The 16,154-nt window shown below is 60.0% G+C and carries 11 protein-coding genes; 9 read left to right on the forward strand and 2 right to left on the reverse strand.

Translation table 11 applies throughout. The features are described 5' to 3' along the window. Positions 1-72 precede the first annotated feature (72 nt). From HF675_RS19905 to rluA, 3 genes are all read left to right on the forward strand, one after another. Positions 73-2,427: a DNA polymerase II gene (locus HF675_RS19905; RefSeq protein ID WP_187044774.1), complete on the forward strand. Its 2,355-nt coding sequence runs from the start codon at positions 73-75 to the stop codon at positions 2,425-2,427. 265 nt (positions 2,428-2,692) lie between these two features. Continuing rightward, positions 2,693-5,599 (forward strand): RNA polymerase-associated protein RapA, encoded by a 2,907-nt coding sequence (gene rapA, locus HF675_RS19910; protein ID WP_187043636.1) that lies wholly within the window; start codon positions 2,693-2,695, stop codon positions 5,597-5,599. A gap of 56 nt (positions 5,600-5,655) precedes the next feature. Next, positions 5,656-6,306 (forward strand): bifunctional tRNA pseudouridine(32) synthase/23S rRNA pseudouridine(746) synthase RluA, encoded by a 651-nt coding sequence (gene rluA, locus HF675_RS19915; RefSeq protein ID WP_105229742.1) that lies wholly within the window; start codon positions 5,656-5,658, stop codon positions 6,304-6,306. 63 nt (positions 6,307-6,369) lie between these two features. Here rluA and djlA read toward each other — a convergent pair whose 3' ends face one another. Further along, a complete protein-coding gene (djlA, locus tag HF675_RS19920) occupies positions 6,370-7,197 on the reverse strand; it encodes a co-chaperone DjlA (RefSeq protein WP_111737736.1) in 828 nt (275 codons plus the stop codon). Between the two features lie 228 nt (positions 7,198-7,425). Here djlA and lptD point away from each other — a divergent pair, with 228 nt between their 5' ends. The 6 genes from lptD to apaH all read left to right on the forward strand — a co-directional run bounded on the left by lptD (position 7,426) and on the right by apaH (position 14,185). Beyond that, a complete protein-coding gene (lptD, locus tag HF675_RS19925) occupies positions 7,426-9,789 on the forward strand; it encodes an LPS assembly protein LptD (protein WP_187043637.1) in 2,364 nt (787 codons plus the stop codon). A 66-nt stretch (positions 9,790-9,855) separates the two neighbouring features. Continuing rightward, on the forward strand, positions 9,856-11,154 hold the full coding sequence (surA, locus tag HF675_RS19930; protein ID WP_105229739.1) for a peptidylprolyl isomerase SurA: 1,299 nt from the start codon (positions 9,856-9,858) through the stop codon (positions 11,152-11,154). Continuing rightward, on the forward strand, positions 11,144-12,136 hold the full coding sequence (gene pdxA, locus HF675_RS19935; protein WP_187043638.1) for a 4-hydroxythreonine-4-phosphate dehydrogenase PdxA: 993 nt from the start codon (positions 11,144-11,146) through the stop codon (positions 12,134-12,136). Before surA ends, pdxA begins: the two co-directional genes overlap by 11 nt. Then, positions 12,126-12,944 (forward strand): 16S rRNA (adenine(1518)-N(6)/adenine(1519)-N(6))-dimethyltransferase RsmA, encoded by an 819-nt coding sequence (rsmA, locus tag HF675_RS19940; RefSeq protein ID WP_105229737.1) that lies wholly within the window; start codon positions 12,126-12,128, stop codon positions 12,942-12,944. Before pdxA ends, rsmA begins: the two co-directional genes overlap by 11 nt. 13 nt (positions 12,945-12,957) lie before the next feature. Next, positions 12,958-13,335 carry a Co2+/Mg2+ efflux protein ApaG gene (gene apaG, locus HF675_RS19945; RefSeq protein WP_105229736.1) on the forward strand — a complete coding sequence of 126 codons (378 nt, stop codon included), beginning with the start codon at positions 12,958-12,960 and terminating at the stop codon, positions 13,333-13,335. A 1-nt stretch (position 13,336) separates the two neighbouring features. Continuing rightward, positions 13,337-14,185: a bis(5'-nucleosyl)-tetraphosphatase (symmetrical) ApaH gene (gene apaH, locus HF675_RS19950; RefSeq protein WP_105229735.1), complete on the forward strand. Its 849-nt coding sequence runs from the start codon at positions 13,337-13,339 to the stop codon at positions 14,183-14,185. A gap of 42 nt (positions 14,186-14,227) precedes the next feature. Here the strand turns inward: apaH and HF675_RS19955 are convergent, their stop codons facing one another. Then, complete coding sequence (locus HF675_RS19955) at positions 14,228-16,117, reverse strand: PhoX family phosphatase (protein WP_187043639.1); 1,890 nt, start codon at positions 16,115-16,117, stop codon at positions 14,228-14,230. Positions 16,118-16,154 lie beyond the last annotated feature (37 nt).

Here is a 16,154-nt window from a genome sequence, read left to right on the forward strand (position 1 = left end):
GCCGCCCGCGCGATGCCTTCCTATTCGGCTACGCAGATAAATACCGCCTTGAACGATAACGCCGCATCCCCGATGCAGGGTTTCCTGCTCACCCGCCACTGGCGCGATACGCCAGCCGGCACCGAAGTCGAATTCTGGCTGGCGACGGATCGCGGCCCGCAACGGCTGCGCCTGCCGCCGCAGACCTCGGTAGCGTTTATTCCCGCAGAGCAGCGCCAGCGGGCGGAACTGCTGCTGCGCGGCGAACGGCACTGGGAGCTGAAAGCGTTGCCGCTGCAGGATTTTCACGCCCGACCGGTGCTGGGGCTGTATTGCCGCCAGCATCGTCAGCTGATCAAGCTGGAAAAAGTGCTGAAGGAGAACGGCGTCAGCGTCTATGAGGCCGATATCCGTCCGCCGGAGCGCTATCTGATGGAGCGCTTTATCACCGCGCCGGTCTGGTTCAGCGGGCGCTCCGGCGGCGACGGCGTATGGCTTAACGGCCAGATGAAGCCGGCGCCGGACTACCGTCCGCAGCTGAAACTGGCATCGCTGGATATTGAGACCACCGCCCACGGCGAACTGTACTCCATTGCGCTGGAAGGCTGCGGCCAGCGGCAGGTATATATGCTCGGGCCGCCCAACGGCGGCAGCGAGCCGCTGGATTTCGCGCTGGAGTACTGCACCAGCCGGCCGCAGCTGCTGGAGCGCCTGAACCAGTGGCTGGAGCGCCACGACCCGGATGCCATCATCGGCTGGAACCTGATCCAGTTTGATTTGCGCGTGCTGCAAAAACACGCCGAACGCTACCAGATCCCGCTGCTTTTCGGCCGCGGCGGCAGCCCGCTGGAGTGGCGCGAGCACGGCTTTAAACAAAACCACTTCTTTTGCTCCGCCGCCGGCCGGCTGATTATCGACGGCATTGAGGCGCTGAAGTCCGCCACCTGGAACTTCCCCTCCTTCAGTCTGGAATACGTCTCCCAGACCCTACTGGGGGAAGGCAAGTCCATCGATAATCCCTATCAGCGCATGGCGGAAATCGACCGGCAGTTTGCCGAAGATAAACCGGCGCTGGCGCGCTACAACCTGAAAGACTGCGAGCTGGTGACGCGGATTTTCGCCGCCACCGAACTGCTGCCCTTCTTACTGGAGCGCGCCACCGTCACCGGGCTGGCGGCGGACCGCAGCGGCGGTTCGGTAGCGGCCTTCAGCCATCTGTATATGCCGCGCATGCATCGCCAGGGCTATGTGGCACCCAACCTCGGCGAACTGCCGGAAGAGCACAGCCCCGGCGGCTTCGTGATGGATTCACAGCCCGGCCTGTACGACTCGGTGCTGGTGCTGGATTACAAAAGCCTGTACCCCTCGATCATCCGTACTTTCCTGATTGACCCGGTCGGGCTGGTGGAGGGCATGCTGCACCCGGACGATGCCGATTCGGTGCCCGGCTTTCGCAACGCGCGCTTCTCACGCAGCAAACACAGCCTGCCGGCGATCGTCAGCCAGATCTGGCAGGGGCGCGAACAGGCGAAACAACAGCACAACAAGCCGCTGTCGCAGGCGTTGAAAATAATTATGAACGCCTTCTACGGCGTGCTTGGCGCCAGCGGCTGCCGCTTCTTCGCTCCCCGGCTGGCGTCATCGATCACCCTGCGCGGCCATGAGATCATGCGGCAAACCCGGGAACTGATCGAAGCCCGCGGCTATCAGGTAATTTACGGCGATACCGACTCCACCTTCGTCTGGCTGAAACAGGCGCACGACGAACAGCAGGCGACGCAGATCGGCCGCGAGCTGGTGCAATATGTCAATCAGTGGTGGCAACAGCATCTGCAGCAGAACTACCGGCTGACCAGCGCGCTGGAGCTGGAGTTTGAAACCCACTACAGCCGTTTTCTGATGCCCACCATCCGCGGCGCGGAACAGGGCAGTAAAAAACGCTATGCCGGCCTGATCGCCAGGCCCGGCGCCGAACCGCAGATGGTGTATAAAGGGCTGGAAACGGTGCGCACCGACTGGACGCCGCTGGCGCAGCAGTTCCAGCAGCAGCTGTATCAGCGTATTTTCCTGCGCCAGCCGTATCAGGACTTTGTGCGCGACTACGTCGCCAAAACGCTGGCCGGCGAATTTGACGATCAGCTGGTATACCGCAAACGCCTGCGGCGCCAGTTGGACGACTATCAGCGCAACGTGCCGCCGCACGTCCGGGCGGCGCGCATCGCCGACGACTATAACCGCCGGCAGGGTCGCCCGCTGCAGTACCAAAACGGCGGCTGGATCAGCTATGTGATCACCCTGGCCGGGCCGGAGCCGCTGGAAACGCAAAGTTCGCCGCTCGACTACCAACATTACCTGGAGCGCCAGCTGCAACCGGTGGCAGACGCTATACTTCCCTTCCTGCACGATGATTTTACCACCCTGGTTACCGGGCAGATGGGATTGTTTTGATACCAGCACGGATCGGGAAAACCCCACGGAACGGGCGTGTTAGGACAGAATGCGGGAAGATAAAATTCCTCCGGTTTTGCAGGTGACGAACGCGCCGCCTTCCATTACCATAGCGCCCTTCCCAAATTCTTAACCACTGACCATGCCGTCTTGCGACGTCCGCATGGAGTGAACAGCTATTGCCCGCCCAATCAGAATAAACGGGTATGAACAGGCGCTGCGCCGCAGCGAGAAGACTTACTTAAAAGAATCGAGCCGATAATATATGCCTTTTACTCTTGGTCAACGCTGGATCAGCGACACGGAAAGCGAATTAGGTCTGGGAACCGTCGTGGCGCTGGATGCGCGCATGATTACCCTGCTTTTCCCCGCCACCGGTGAAAACCGTCTCTACGCCAGAAATGATTCACCCATCACCCGCGTGATGTTTAACCCGGGCGATACCATCACCAGCCATGAAGGCTGGCAGCTTCAGGTAGAGGAAGTGAAAGAGGACAACGGGCTGCTGACCTATATCGGCACCCGCACGGACACGCAGGAAAGCGGCGTGGCGATGCGTGAAGTGCTGCTGGACAGCAAGCTCACCTTCAGCAAACCGCAGGACCGCCTGTTCGCCGGTCAGATTGACCGTATGGATCGTTTCGCGCTGCGCTTCCGCGCGCGCAAATACCTCAGCGAGCAGTATCGTCTGCCGTTCGCCGGCCTGCGCGGCATGCGCGCCAGCCTGATCCCGCACCAGCTGCACATCGCCTATGAAGTGGGCCAGCGCCATGCGCCGCGCGTATTGCTGGCGGACGAAGTCGGCCTGGGCAAAACCATCGAAGCCGGCATGATTATCCACCAGCAGCTGCTGGCCGGCCGCGCCGAGCGCGTGCTGATCGTGGTGCCGGAAACGCTGCAGCATCAGTGGCTGGTGGAGATGATGCGCCGCTTCAATCTGTACTTCTCGCTGTTCGACGACAGCCGCTACGCCGAAGCCAAGCTCGACAGCAGCAACCCGTTCGAAACCGAACAGCTGGTGATCTGCTCGCTGGACTTTGTGCGCCGCAACAAACAGCGCCTGGAAGAGCTGTCCGACGCCCAGTGGGACCTGCTGGTGGTCGATGAAGCCCACCACCTGGCCTGGAGCGAGGACGCCCCGAGCCGCGAATACCAGGTCATCGAGCAGCTGGCGGAACATACCCCCGGCGTACTGCTGCTGACGGCAACGCCGGAACAGCTGGGGCAACAGAGCCACTTCGCCCGCCTGCGCCTGCTGGATCCGAACCGTTTCCACGACTATCAGGAGTTCGTCACCGAACAGCAAAAATACCGTCCGGTGGCCGACGCCGTCACCCTGCTGCTGAGCGGTGAGCATCTGGCCAACGACAAACTGAACCTGCTGGGCGAGCTGATCGAAGAGCAGGATATCGAACCGCTGCTGAAAGCGGCCAACGGCGACGGCGAAAACAGCGAGTCCGCTCGTCAGGAGCTGGTGACCATGCTGATGGACCGCCACGGCACCAGCCGCGTGCTGTTCCGCAACACCCGCCATGGCGTCAAAGGCTTCCCGCACCGTAACCTGCACCAGATCAAGCTGCCGCTGCCTGACCAGTACCAGACGGCGATCAAAGTGTCCGGCATCATGGGCGCGAAAAAGAGCCTGGAAGCCCGCGCGCGCGACATGCTGTACCCGGAGCAGATCTATCAGGAGTTTGAGGGCGAAAACGCCACCTGGTGGAACTTTGACCCGCGCGTTGAGTGGCTGCTGAACTACCTGATCGCCAACCGCCATGAAAAAGTGCTGGTGATCTGCGCCAAGGCGACCACCGCCCTGCAGCTGGAACAGGTGCTGCGCGAGCGGGAAGCCATCCGCGCCGCGGTGTTCCACGAAGGGCTGAGCATCATCGAACGCGATCGGGCGGCCGCCTACTTCGCTTCCGAAGAGGACGGCGCCCAGGTGCTGCTGTGCTCTGAAATCGGCTCTGAAGGACGCAACTTCCAGTTCGCCAGCCAGCTGGTGATGTTCGATCTGCCGTTCAACCCGGATCTGCTGGAGCAGCGCATCGGCCGTCTGGACCGTATCGGCCAGCAGCACGATATTCAGATCATGGTGCCGTATCTGGAAAACACCGCGCAGGCGGTGCTGGGACGCTGGTTCCATGAAGGCCTGGACGCCTTTGAACACACCTGCCCGACCGGCCGCACCATCTATGACAGCAGCTACGAGCGCCTGATCGGCTACCTCGCCGCACCGACCGAGCAGGCCGGGCTGGACGAGTTTATCCACGAGTGCCGCCAGCAGCATGACCAGCTGAAAGCCCAGTTGGAACAGGGACGCGACCGTCTGCTGGAGATGCACTCCAACGGCGGCGACAAAGCGCAGGCACTGGCGAACGCCATCGCCGAACAGGACAACGACGTCAATCTGGTGAGCTTCGCGCTGAACCTGTTTGATATTGTCGGTATCAATCAGGAAGACCGCAGCGATAACCTGATCGTGCTGACGCCGTCCGACCATATGCTGGTGCCGGATTTCCCGGGCCTGCCGCAGGACGGCTGCACCGTGACTTTCGATCGTGAGCAGGCGCTGTCGCGTGAAGACGCGCAGTTCGTCAGCTGGGAACATCCGATTATCCGCAACGGACTGGACCTGATCGTCTCCGGCGATACCGGCAGCTGCGCGCTGTCGCTGCTGAAGAACAAGGCGCTGCCGGTCGGTACGCTGCTGGCGGAGCTGGTGTACGTGGTCGAAGCGCAGGCGCCGAAGCATCTGCAGCTGACGCGCTTCCTGCCGCCAACGCCGATCCGCATGCTGCTGGACCGCAAAGGCACCAATCTGGCGGGGCAGGTGGAATTTGAAAGCTTTAACCGCCAGCTGAACGCCGTTAACCGCCATACCTCCAGCAAGCTGGTCAACGCCGTCCAGCAGGACGTACACGCCATGCTGCAGCAGGCGGAAAGCCTGGTGGAAGCCGAGGCGCGTACGCTGATCGAGCAGGCCAAACAAGAGGCCGACGATAAGCTGAGCAACGAATTGGCGCGTCTGGAAGCGCTGAAGGCGGTCAACCCGAACATCCGCGACGACGAAGTCGAAACGCTGGAGTTCAACCGTAAGCAGGTGCTGGCAAACCTTAACGACGCCAGCTGGCGTCTGGACGCCATTCGTCTGGTGGTTGTCACTCACCAATAACCGGCGATGCACGGGGAGCACAAGCTCCCCGTTCGGCCTTTCTCCGCGGAGCCAACATGGAACCCTACAATCCCCCTACCGACCCGCTGCACATCCTGTATCAGGATGCGCATATTATCGTGGTCAACAAACCCAGCGGCCTGCTGTCGGTGCCGGGGCGGGCGCCGGAAAACAAAGACAGCCTGATGACACGCATTCAGGCCGATTTTCCCGAGGCCGAATCGGTGCACCGGCTGGATATGGCCACCAGCGGCGTGATCGTCGTGGCGTTGAACAAAGCGGCGGAGCGCGAACTCAAACGTCAGTTCCGCGAACGCGAGCCGAAAAAATCCTACATTGCCCGCGTATGGGGACATCTGGCGCAGGATGAAGGATTGGTGGATTTACCGCTGATTTGCGACTGGCCGAATCGCCCGCTGCAAAAGGTGTGTTTTGAAACCGGCAAGGCGGCGCAAACGGAATACCGGGTGCTGTCGCGCGACGCCGACGGCAGCACCCGGGTGCTGCTGACGCCGATCACCGGGCGTTCGCACCAGCTACGGGTGCATATGCTGGCGCTCGGCCATCCGATCCTCGGCGACGGCTTTTACGCGCCGCCGGCGGCCAAAGCCATGGCGTCGCGTCTGCAGCTGCACGCACAGGAGCTACGCATCACCCATCCGGTATTTCAGACGCCGATGCACTTTCGCGCCGAAGCAGATTTCTGACGCTGTACGGCTTCCACGGCAACGGCCCAATGACGCCCTTGCCGGGAAACCTGCAGGCATGCCTTACTTGAAGCCTTTCTCGCGCTTGATCAGATCGTACGCCGACTGAATTTCCTGCGCCTTCTGCTTGGCCATTTCCATCATTTCCGGCGGCAGCCCCTTCGCCACCAGCTTATCCGGATGGTGCTCGCTCATCAGCTTACGGTAGGCGCGCTTAATGGTTGCCGCGTCGTCGCTGCTGTTGACCCCCAGCACCTTACAAGCGTCTTCCAGCGTCGGGCCACGCTGCGCCTGCTGGTAGCCGCCGTGCGAATAACCGCCCTGTTGCTGATAACCGCCGCCAAACTGCTGGCCGCCTTCCATCATGCGCAGGAACTGGTCAAACTGCGCGCGCGAAATCCCCAGCTCTTCGGCGATCACATACAGCACCTGGCGTTCATTAGGGTGCAATGAGCCGTCGGCAAAGGCCGCCTGGATCTGAATTTCCAGAAACATCCGAATCAGGTCGAAACGACCGAAACAGATGCTGCGGAACTGCTGCAGCGTCTCGCGCAGCGGGAAATGGCTCTCCTTGCCCTCGCGGAACGCCTGCTGCGCCGCGGTGCGCGATTCGCCATGCAGCTGCATGCGATCCATAAACAGGCTGGCGACCTGAATATCGGCTTCGGTCACGCGCCCTTTTGATTTGGTAAGGTGCCCCATGACCTGAAAAGTGGTGCGGAAAAACAGCGTTTGCCGCGTTTGCTGACCGGCGAAAAAGCCCCGGCTGCGCTTATTGTTGCGCGCAGTATCGATCATATGGCCGATAATCAGCCCCAAAACTACGCCCCAGAAGCCCGCGCCAGCCCAAACGGCGACAATGACTCCGAGCAGTTTTCCCCAATACTGCATATACTCCTCAATTATATTACTTTCAGCACGCTGCCCGTCGCCGTAATCAGCTAAGGGTTAGGCGATTTTTCCCAAGATTTCGATTATCATACCTGTCATTTACTGCAGCACCTAACAACAGAGCAGTGAAACGGCAGGATTTAACAGTAGCGCAACGTAGATGAGTGATATAGTCTCTGACCGTTTGCCGGACATGACGCCTCTGATGACGGAACACCAAAACCGCGTATGAAAAAAAGTTTCCCAACACTGCTGGCCACAATGATTTGGACGGCACTTTACAGTCAGCACGCGCTGGCCGATCTCGCCGAGCAGTGCATGCTCGGCGTACCGACTTATGATAAACCGCTTGTCAGCGGCGATCCCAATTCCCTGCCGGTCACCATCAACTCTGATGATTCCCGTGCCGATCAAGGCAACGCCGTCTTCAGCGGCAACGTCAAGATCGAACAGGGCAACAGCACGCTGACCGCCAAACAGGTAGAACTTAACCAGGTGCAGGCCGCCGGTAAGAACGATCCGGTACGCACCGTCACCGCCACCGGCGACGTGCACTATGACGATAACCAGATCAAACTGAAAGGGCCGAAGGCCTGGTCAAACCTGAATACCAAAGACACCGACGTCTATCAGGGCGACTATCAGATGGTCGGCCGTCAGGGGCGCGGCGACGCAGACAAAATGAAGATGCGCGGCCAGAACCGTTACACCATTCTGGAAAACGGCTCTTTCACCTCCTGTCTGCCGGGCGACAACAGCTGGAGCGTGGTCGGTTCCGAAGTCATTCACGACCGCGAAGAACAGGTGGCGGAAATCTGGAACGCGCGCTTTAAAATCGCCGGCGTTCCGGTGTTCTACAGCCCGTATCTGCAGCTGCCGGTGGGCGACAAGCGCCGCTCCGGCTTCCTGATCCCGAATGCGAAATACGGCAGTAACAACGGCTTCGAATTTATGCTGCCGTATTACTGGAATATTGCGCCTAACTTCGACGCCACCATCACGCCGCACTATATGACCAAACGCGGCCTGCAGTGGCAGAACGAATTCCGCTACCTGACTCAGCCGGGCATGGGCACCATCGAACTGGACTGGCTGCCGAGCGATAACGAGTACAACAAGGATCATCCGCAGGATGACGACACCCGTTGGCTGTTCTACTGGAACCACAACGGCGTGATGGATCAGGTGTGGCGTTTCAACGTTGACTACACCAAAGTCAGCGACTCGCAGTATTTCAACGATCTGGACTCCCAATACGGTTCCACCACCGACGGCTACGCCACGCAGAAATTCAGCGCCGGTTACGCCGATGAAAACTTCGACGCCACCATCGCTTCCAAGCAGTTCCAGATCTATGACGACGTCAACCGCACCAGCACCGAGTCCTACAAGGTGCTGCCGCAGATCGATCTGAACTACTACAAAAACGATCTGGGGCCGTTCGATCTGCGCGTGTACGGTCAGGCGGCGAAGTTCGTCAATATCAACCCGTACAGCCCGGACGCCACCCGTCTGCACCTGGAGCCGACGCTGAGCCTGCCGATGACCAACGGCTGGGGCTCGCTGAACAGCGAAGTCAAACTGCTGGCGACCCACTATCAGCAGGATATCCCGGACGGCTTCAAGGCCAACTATAAAAGCCGTAACGGCCGCGACGCGCCGGAACTGGACGACTCCGTCAACCGCGTAATGCCGCAGTTCAAGGTCGACGGTAAAATGGTGTTCGACCGCAATATGGACTGGGCGCAAGGCTATACCCAGACGCTGGAGCCGCGCATGCAGTACCTGTATGTGCCATACCGCGACCAGAGCAACATCTATTCCTACGACTCAACGCTGCTGCAGACCGACTACTCCGGCCTGTTCCGCGACCGCAGCTACAGCGGCCTGGACCGTATCGCTTCGCAGAACCGTCTGGCGACCGGTTTGACCTCGCGCATTTATGATGACGCGCTGGTTGAACGTTTCAACGTTTCCGTGGGTCAAATCTATTACTTCAGCCGTTCGCGTACCGGAGACAACAACTCCGATTACGACAAGAATGATGACACCGGCAGCGTGGTATGGGCCGGCGACACCTATTGGAAGATCGACGATCGCTGGGGCCTGCGCGGCGGCGTACAGTACGATACGCGCCTCGACAGCGTAGCCCTGGGCGACGCGGTGCTGGAGTACCGTCAGGACGGCGAACGCATGGTGCAGCTGAACTACCGCTACGCCAGCCCGGAATATATTCAGGCCACTCTGCCGCAGATCACCAGCCCTGGCTATCAGGACGGTATCTCGCAGGTGGGCGTCACCGCCAGCTGGCCGATTGCCGACCGTTGGGCCGTGGTTGGCGCGTATTACTATGATACCCGTGCGCAACAGTCCGCCGATCAGCTGGTCGGCCTGCGTTATAACACCTGCTGCTGGGCGGTTAACATCGGTTATGAGCGCAAGATCACCGACTGGGATCGCGGCAACCAGACCAGCAAATATGACAACAAAGTTTCATTCAACATCGAACTTCGCGGTCTGAGCAGCGACCACAGCCTTGGCACCAGCGAAATGCTGCGCTCAGGCATTCTGCCTTACCAGCGCGCGTTCTGATGCTTTGTAATGCTTTGAAAAACGAGAACTTTAACCCGCACTTGCGGATTACATAATGGGAAATGTATGAATAACTGGAGAACGCTTATTCTCGGATTGGTGGTCTGCGCCAATACCGCGTTCGCTGCACCCCAAGAAGTTGATAAAGTCGCCGCCGTCGTGGATAACGGCGTAGTACTTGAAAGCGACGTCAATGGTTTACTGCAGTCGGTCAAACTCAATGCCCAACAGGCCGGGCAACAGCTGCCGGATGATAAAACGCTGCGCCATCAGATCGTTGAGCGCCTGATCATGGATAACATCCAGCTGCAGATGGCGCAAAAGATGGGCATCAACGTCAACGATGCCGATCTGGACAAGGCTATCGCCAATATCGCGGCGCAAAACCGTATGACGCCGGATCAGCTGCGCAGCCGTCTGGCGTACGAAGGCCTGAACTACAACACCTACCGTTCGCAGATCCGCAAAGAGATGCTGATCACCGAAGTGCGTAACAACGAAGTTCGTCGCCGCGTCACTATTCTGCCGCAGGAAGTGGATTCTCTGGCCAAACAGGTCGGCGCGCAGAACGGCAGCGATACCGAAATGAACATCAGCCACATCCTGATCCCGCTGCCGGAGAACCCGTCGCAGCAGCAGGTTGATGAAGCGGAAACGCTGGCGAAACGCCTGGTGGGCGAAATCAACAGCGGCGCCGACTTCGGCAAACTGGCGATCACCTACTCCGCCGACTCGCAGGCGCTGAAAGGCGGCAATATGGGCTGGGGTAAACTGCAGGAGATCCCGACGCTGTTCGCAGAGCGTCTGGTCACCGCCAAAAAAGGCGATATCGTCGGCCCGATCCGCTCCGGCGTGGGTTTCCACATCCTGAAAGTGAATGATGTCCGCGGCGCCAACCAGTCTATTTCCGTGACCGAAGTGCACGCACGCCATATTCTGCTGAAGCCGTCCGTGGTAATGACCGACGATCAGGCTCGCACCAAACTACAGGAAGTCGCTGCGGCGATCGCCAGCGGTAAAGCAAAATTCTCCGACGAGGCCAAACAGCTGTCGCAGGATCCTGGCTCTGCCCTGCAGGGCGGCGATCTGGGCTGGGCATCACCGGATATCTACGATCCGGCGTTCCGCGATGCGCTGCTGAAGCTGAAAAAAGGCGAAATCAGCAAGCCGGTGCACTCCTCCTTCGGCTGGCACCTGATTCAGCTGGTGGATACCCGCAAGGTGGACAAAACCGACGCGGCGCAAAAAGAGCGCGCCTACCGTATGCTGTTCAACCGCAAGTTTGCTGAAGAAGCGCAGACCTGGATGCAGGAACAGCGCGCCGCCGCCTATGTCAAAATTCTTGATGGCAGCAATGCACAATAAACGTATCGTGATAACCCCCGGCGAACCTGCCGGGGTGGGGCCGGATTTGGTCGTAGCACTGGCGCAACAGGCGTGGCCCGTTGAACTGGTTGTCTGCGCCGATCCGGCCCTGTTGATTGAACGCGCGCGGCAGCTACGGCTGCCGCTGACGTTACGCGACTATCAGCCGGACGTGCCGGCGCAGCCGCAGGCTGCCGCGACGCTGACGGTGCTGCCGGTTACGCTGGCAGAGACGACGGTCTGCGGCCAGCTCAACGTCGCCAACAGCGCTTATGTGGTGGATACCCTGGCGCGCGCCTGCGACGGCTGCCTGAACGGCGAATTCGCCGCGCTGATTACCGGGCCGGTACACAAGGGCGTCATCAACGACGCCGGCGTGCCGTTCAGCGGCCACACAGAATTTTTTGCCGATCGCAGCCACTGCGATCGGGTGGTGATGATGCTGGCGACCGAAGAGCTGCGCGTCGCGCTGGCGACCACCCACCTGCCGCTGCTGGCGGTGCCGGGCGCCATCAGCGAGCAGAGCCTGCACGAAGTCATCACCATTCTCGACCATGATTTAAAAACCAAATTCGGCATCGCGCAGCCGCACATCTACGTCTGCGGGCTGAACCCGCACGCGGGAGAAGGCGGCCATATGGGCCGTGAAGAGCTGGACGTCATTATTCCGGCGCTTGAAACGCTGCGCGAACGCGGCATTAACCTGATCGGGCCGTTACCGGCCGATACGCTGTTCCAGCCCAAATATCTGCAACATGCCGATGCGGTGCTGGCGATGTATCACGATCAGGGGCTGCCGGTGCTAAAATACCAAGGGTTTGGCCGCGCGGTGAATATCACCCTCGGCCTGCCGTTTATTCGTACCTCGGTGGATCACGGCACCGCGCTGGAACTGGCCGGCACCGGTACCGCCGATGTGGGCAGTTTTAAAACCGCCTTAAATCTCGCCATTAAAATGATAAATAACTGTAATGAACAATAGAGTCCACCAAGGGCATTTTGCCCGCAAACGCTTTGGACAAAACTTTTTAACCGATCAGTTTGTCATCGATAGCATCGTCTCGGCCATTCATCCCCAGCCGGGCGAAGCCGTGGTAGAAATCGGCCCCGGCCTTGGCGCCCTGACCGAACCGGTCGGCGCGCGTATGGACCGCATGACGGTAGTGGAGCTGGACCGCGATCTGGCGGCACGCCTGGAAAGCCACCCGCAGCTGAAAGACAAACTGACCATTCGTCAGCAGGACGCCATGACGGTGGATTTCGCCGAAATGGCCGAGCAGGCGGGCCAGCCGCTGCGGGTGTTCGGCAACCTGCCGTACAACATCTCCACCCCGCTGATGTTCCACCTTTTCAGCTATACTCAGGCTATCCGCGACATGCATTTTATGTTGCAAAAAGAGGTGGTCAACCGCCTGGTTGCCGGCCCGAACAGCAAGGCGTACGGCCGTTTATCGGTGATGGCGCAATACTACTGCAACGTCATCCCGGTGCTGGAAGTCCCGCCGACCGCCTTCGCGCCGCCGCCGAAGGTCGACTCCGCCGTGGTGCGTCTGGTGCCGCACCGCGAGATGCCACACCCGGTCGACGATGTGCGCATGCTGAGCCGCATTACCACCCAGGCCTTCAACCAACGCCGCAAAACCATCCGCAACAGCCTGGGCGATTTGTTTACCCCGGAGCAGCTGAGCGAGCTGGGGGTCGATCCGGCACTGAGAGCAGAAAATATTTCTGTGGCGCAGTACTGTAAGCTGGCAAACTGGCTATCGGCCAATCCGGCGCCGCAGCAGTAAGGAGTAAGTGGTCATGATTGATTCACCCCGCGTATGTATTCAGGTGCAAAGTCTGTATGTGGAATCCCAGTCTCTGCCTGAGGAGGAACGCTATGTCTTTGCCTATACCATTACCATTCGCAACCTGGGGCGTTTCAACGTGCAGCTGCTGGGCCGTTACTGGCTGATCACCAACGCCAACGGCCGCCAAACCGAAGTTCAGGGCGAAGGCGTCGTCGGCGAACAGCCGCTGATCCTGCCCGGCGGTGAATTCCAATATACCAGCGGCGCGGTGCTTGAAACGCCGCTGGGCACCATGGAAGGCCACTATGAAATGGTTGACCACCTGGGTCAGCCGTTCCGCACTGCGATTCCGGTCTTTCGCTTAGCCATCCCAACGCTGATTCACTAACATGTCGACATATCTTATCGGCGACGTTCATGGCTGTTTCGATGAACTGCAGTCGCTATTAGCCCAGGTTTCTTTCGACCCGCAGCAGGACACGCTGTGGTTAACCGGCGATCTGGTGGCCCGCGGCCCGGATTCGCTGGAGGTGCTGCGCTACGTACGCTCGCTCGGGCCGGCGGTACGCATGGTGCTAGGCAATCATGACCTGCATCTGCTGGCGGTATATGCCGGCATCAGCCGCAACAAGCCCAAAGACCGCATTTCGCCCCTGCTGGAGGCGCCGGATGCGGATGAGCTGATCAACTGGCTGCGCCGTCAGCCGGTGCTGCAGGTTGATGAACGGCAAAAACTGGTGATGGCTCACGCCGGCATCACGCCGCAGTGGGATCTCGATACCGCCAAAATGTGCGCGCGCGAAGTGGAAGCCGTCCTCAGCAGCGACAGCTATCCGCTGTTCCTTGACGCCATGTACGGCGATATGCCGAATAACTGGACGCCGCAGCTGAGCGGTCTGGCCCGCCTGCGCTTTAGCACCAACGCGCTGACGCGGATGCGTTACTGTTTCCCGCACGGCCAGTTGGATATGATCAGCAAAGACGCACCCGGCACCGCGCCTGCGCCGCTCAAGCCCTGGTTTGAGCTGCCGCGACTGCTGGACGAACAATACACCATTATTTTCGGCCACTGGGCGTCGCTGGAAGGCAAAGGCACGCCGGACGGCGTCATCGCGCTGGATACCGGCTGCTGCTGGGGGGGCGATCTGACCATGCTGCGCTGGGAGGATAAACGCTACTTCACTCAACCGTCGACGCGGCGCAGTGAGAAAGGCGGCGATACGCTGGCGGCATCCTGAAGAGAGGGCGGAAAATATTCCGCCCTTTTCTTTTTCCCGATGTCAGGCGCCGATCACGCCGCCGTCTTTACGGGTAATCATAATCACCGACGAACGCGGCCGCGGGCTGTTGTGCGGGAAGTGAGAATCCCCCTCTTCCCCCGGATGCTGAACGTTAACGAACAGCGTTTTGTAATCCTGGGCGAAGGTGACGCCGGTCAGTTCACAGGATTTCGGCCCGACCATAAAGCGGCGGATTTCACCGCTCTGCGGATCCCCCACCAGCATCTGGTTGTTCCCCTGCCCCTGATAGTCGCCCTTATTGCTGTACTTCCCGTCGGTCAGGATCCACAGCCGTCCCGCGCTGTCGAACCCCAGCCCGTCCGGACTGTTAAAGGTATTCTCGGCGGTAATATTCGGCGTGCCGCGATACATGCCTTCCGGGTGGGCAATCGGGTTGCCGCACAGCGCAAACATATCCCAGGAAAAGTGCTCCGCAGTGGCGTCGCCGCCCTCATCCCAGCGGATAATCTGGCCGTAGATGTTTTTCGGCCGCGGGTTGGCCGGGTTCAGCGGCATGCCTTCGTCACCGCGTTTGCTGTTGTTGGTCAGGGTGCAGTAAGCCCGCCCGTCGTGCGGGTTCACCGCGATCCACTCAGGACGGTCCATCTTGGTGGCGCCGACCTGCGCCGCCGCCTTGCGGGCAAAAATCAGCACTTCGGCAGCGTCACGGAAGCCGTTTTCCGGCGTCAGACCGTTTTTACCGAACTCCAGCGCGATCCAGCGCCCTTTTCCCTTCAGCGGCGTGCCGTTGGCATCGCCGTCGAACTGCGCCACAAACAGCGTGCCCTCATCCAATAGGCTGCGGTTATTGGCCGGATTGGCGTTGTCCACTTTACCTTTGGAGACATATTTATAGATATGCTCACCGCGCTCGTCATCCCCCATATACACCACCAGGCGGCCGTTTTTCGCCACCGTGACCGCCGCGTTCTCGTGCTTGAAGCGCCCCAGCGCGGTGTGTTTGATCGGCGTAGAGGTCGGGTTCATCGGATCGATTTCCACAATCCAGCCGTGGCGGTTAAATTCATTCGGGTTCTTCGCCACGTCGAAGCGCTCGTCAAAGTCCGGCCAGTTGCGTTCCGGCTCGTTAGCCTTCAGCGTATAACGCTTTTGCTCCGGCGTGGTCTGGTAATCCGCCTGTTGGGTGCCGAAGTAGGTATCGAAGTTTTCTTCACAGGTCAGGTAAGTGCCCCACGGCGTTTTGCCGTTGGCGCAGTTGCCAAAAGTGCCCAGCACCTTGCGGCCGCTCGGATCGGCGGCGGTTTGCAGCAGCGGATGGCCGGCGGCCGGGCCGCTGAACTGCATCTGCGTATTGGCGGTAATACGGCGGTTATAGCGCGACGGGCGCTCCACTTCCCAACGCGGCGTATCGCCGACGCGTTTGACCGCCACGATCGACACGCCATGCGCCGCCTGCGACTTACGCACGTCTTCCAGACTGGTGGCCTTGTCGCCGCCGTGGGCGAACAGATACTGCTCGTTGACGTATTCGTTATTAATCGCCATCACGCCGTGGTTATCGTCAATCGGGAAGAAGCTCATGCCGTCATTATTGTCGCCGAACTGTTTCTCCTGCTCGGCCGCGCTGTTGCCGCCGTTCGGATCGAACGCCGCCGCGCCGTCGACCAGCGGTTCGCCCCAGGAAATCAGTACCTCGGCGTTATAGCCTTCGGCAATAGCAATATCGTCCGCGGTCGAAGCGGCAATGCCTTTGAAGCCCAACAGCTTGTTGACCGGCAGGTCCGCCGCCAGCGCATCGCCGGATACCGACCAAATCCCGCCGCCGAGAAAGCCCGCCAGCCCCACCGCGCCGGCGCTGCCCAATAACAGTTTACGACGGGTCGGATCGATCAGGCGGTCGGCGTTTAATTGCTCAATGTTATTCGTCATGATTTCGCTTCCTGTTAGCTGACGCCACGGTTCAAAG

Origin of the sequence: Serratia sp. JUb9 (assembly GCF_014298095.1) — a bacterium.
Taxonomy (GTDB): Bacteria; Pseudomonadota; Gammaproteobacteria; order Enterobacterales; family Enterobacteriaceae; genus Serratia_B; species Serratia_B rhizosphaerae.

What these genes read in the sequence shown, in the direction of transcription:
- surA (WP_105229739.1), top strand. Translation starts at nt 9,856, where the DNA reads ATGAATAACTGGAGAACGCTTATTCTCGGATTGGTGGTCTGCGCCAAT.
- rapA (WP_187043636.1), top strand. Translation starts at nt 2,693, where the DNA reads ATGCCTTTTACTCTTGGTCAACGCTGGATCAGCGACACGGAAAGCGAA.
- HF675_RS19955 (WP_187043639.1), bottom strand. Translation starts at nt 16,117, where the DNA reads ATGACGAATAACATTGAGCAATTAAACGCCGACCGCCTGATCGATCCG.
- lptD (WP_187043637.1), top strand. Translation starts at nt 7,426, where the DNA reads ATGAAAAAAAGTTTCCCAACACTGCTGGCCACAATGATTTGGACGGCA.
- djlA (WP_111737736.1), bottom strand. Translation starts at nt 7,197, where the DNA reads ATGCAGTATTGGGGAAAACTGCTCGGAGTCATTGTCGCCGTTTGGGCT.
- apaG (WP_105229736.1), top strand. Translation starts at nt 12,958, where the DNA reads ATGATTGATTCACCCCGCGTATGTATTCAGGTGCAAAGTCTGTATGTG.
- pdxA (WP_187043638.1), top strand. Translation starts at nt 11,144, where the DNA reads ATGCACAATAAACGTATCGTGATAACCCCCGGCGAACCTGCCGGGGTG.
- rluA (WP_105229742.1), top strand. Translation starts at nt 5,656, where the DNA reads ATGGAACCCTACAATCCCCCTACCGACCCGCTGCACATCCTGTATCAG.
- apaH (WP_105229735.1), top strand. Translation starts at nt 13,337, where the DNA reads ATGTCGACATATCTTATCGGCGACGTTCATGGCTGTTTCGATGAACTG.
- rsmA (WP_105229737.1), top strand. Translation starts at nt 12,126, where the DNA reads ATGAACAATAGAGTCCACCAAGGGCATTTTGCCCGCAAACGCTTTGGA.
- HF675_RS19905 (WP_187044774.1), top strand. Translation starts at nt 73, where the DNA reads ATGCAGGGTTTCCTGCTCACCCGCCACTGGCGCGATACGCCAGCCGGC.